Below are 2,061 nucleotides of genomic sequence, written 5' to 3'. Positions count from 1 at the left end.
AGCGGCGTCGGTGGCCACCGGCAGCAGTCCGATGTCGTCGACGATGATCAGGTCGGCGCGCAGGATCTTGGCGATGGCCTTGGTGACGGTGTCGTCGGCGCGGTGACTGCGCAGGAGAACGCCGAGGTCTTCCAGGGTGAACCAGGAGACCTTCAGTCCCTCCTCGACCGCCTGCTGCCCGAGGGCCTCGAGCAGGAACGTCTTGCCGGTCCCAGAGGGCCCGCAGACGACGAGGTTCTCCTTGCGGTGCACCCACTCCAGCGTCCGCAACGCCTGTTGAGTCGGTGCTGGAATCGAGGAGACGGACTCGTCCCACGCGTCGAACGTCTTGCCAGTGGGAAACCCGGCGGCAGCGCGTCGAGTGGCCAGCGAGGCCCGGTCGCGGCCGCTGGCCTCCTCAGCCAACAGCGCACGCAGCACCTCGGCCGGGTCCCAGCGTTGGGCTTTGGCGGTGGCGATCACCTCGGGCGCGTGGCGGCGAATGTGCGGCAGTCTCAGGCGCCGCAACACGGCATCCAGGTCTGCGGGCAGCGGCGGACTGGCCGGCACACCCAGCGCCGGAACCTCGGTGGCGGTCATCGGTCTACCTCCTCAGAATCGGCGGCCACCGGTGATTGCCCGCCGAGGGCGGCCCATCCGGAAGTGCCCTGGGTCAGCGACCGGTCCTCACCCGCTGTGTGGGCTTGGCCGGCACCGCCGGAGGCGGCGTGGTGGTTCAGGATCGACGGCAGATCGGCCTCGGCGAACCGGCTGTGCAGCGCCGCGTGACCGAGCGCCCAGTCGACCTCGCCCGGGTCGAACAGTTTGGCCAGGGCGACGGCCTCGGCCATCTTCACCCGCATCCTGGCCGTGCCCGCGGCGGCGGCCTCGGTCAGCCACAGTCGGGCCCCGTCGCCGAGGGCCAGGAAGGCCGCCTCCGCGGCGTTGCGGGCCTTGGGTTGGCGGTGCAGGGCCCCGGCCGGGGCGTCCGGGAAGTGCGCATCGGCAAGTCGTGGGCTGCCCGGGGTGGCCCGCGGGTGGCGGGCCACCTCCACCGGCCCATCCGCTCCGACGTGCACCACGACGATCTGCTCGCCGGCGCCGGCACCATAGGCGCGGACCCACACGGTCTGACCGAGCAGCGTGTGCGGCACCGAGTACTGTCCGGATTCAAACGTCACCATCGGCGAGTTCACCGGCACCTGCCGGGTCGCCCCCAGCGCCACCGTGTATGCCTCGGTCGGCACGGTGTGCAGGCGGGCCCGTTCCTGGACGAGCATCTCCGCTGGCGCTCGCCGAGTGACGCGGTGCTCCCGGTCGTTGATCTGCTCGCACCACTGCTCGCAGGCCTCCTCCAGCTCAGCGAACGAGGAGTACTCGCCGCGCAGGTTCGTCTCCTTGGGCACCAGGTCGGCTTTGGCGACCTTGACCGTGGACTCGCTACCACCCTTGGAAGCCGGATCCGCGGGCTCGCACGTGAGCACCGTGACCCCATAGTGGCGGGCGAACGCCACCACCTGCGGGTTGCGCACCGCCATCCCGGCCACGTGCTCAACGGTGACGGTCTTCTCGTTGTCGGTCAGCACATACGTCGGCGCCCCGCCCAGGCGGCGCAACGTCACATCCAGGGCAGCGAACACACTCGGGGCCGTCTTGTCGCGGATCGGCAGGACCACCCGGAACCGTGACCACGCCAGCCACGCGCAAAACAGCACGGTCTTGACCCCGTCGATCACCGGACCGTCACCGAAGTCGTACTGCAACCACAGGCCCGGCTCGGTCACCCAGGGCCGGTGCACCCGCGCATGGCCCACGCGGTAGGACTTCTTCACCGCCGCCACCGCCCGACGCGTGGTGCGCTCCGAGCCGGTGAACCCCACCGCGAGCAGCTTGTCGTGGACCACGTCCGCGCGGATCTTGCCGCCGGAGCGCTCCACCCATTCCTCGACCTTCGGCATGAACTCGTCCATCAACTGCGGACGGGCCGCCGGCTTGTCGGTCAACCGGCCCGCATCACGAGCAGTCACATAGCGGGCAACGGTGTGGTGCGAGACCCCGGCGAGCTCGCCGGCATCCCGATAC

The 2,061-nt window shown here is 70.5% G+C and carries 2 protein-coding genes; both read right to left on the bottom strand.

All coding sequences use genetic code 11. The features are described 5' to 3' along the window. A partial coding sequence (locus tag DCI01S_RS16365) for an ATP-binding protein (RefSeq protein WP_061230195.1) occupies positions 1–579 on the bottom strand: 579 nt, incomplete at its 3' end. Further along, positions 576–2,061: IS21 family transposase (istA, locus tag DCI01S_RS16360; protein ID WP_061230194.1), on the bottom strand; the 1,486-nt coding region annotated here is incomplete at its 5' end. The genes istA and DCI01S_RS16365, both read right to left, overlap by 4 nt.

Source organism: Dietzia cinnamea NBRC 102147 (assembly GCF_001571065.1).
In the GTDB taxonomy this organism is placed as follows: domain Bacteria; phylum Actinomycetota; class Actinomycetes; order Mycobacteriales; family Mycobacteriaceae; genus Dietzia; species Dietzia cinnamea.
Note: the sequence above shows the minus strand (reverse complement) of the source record. Positions and strands in the feature narration are given on the sequence as shown.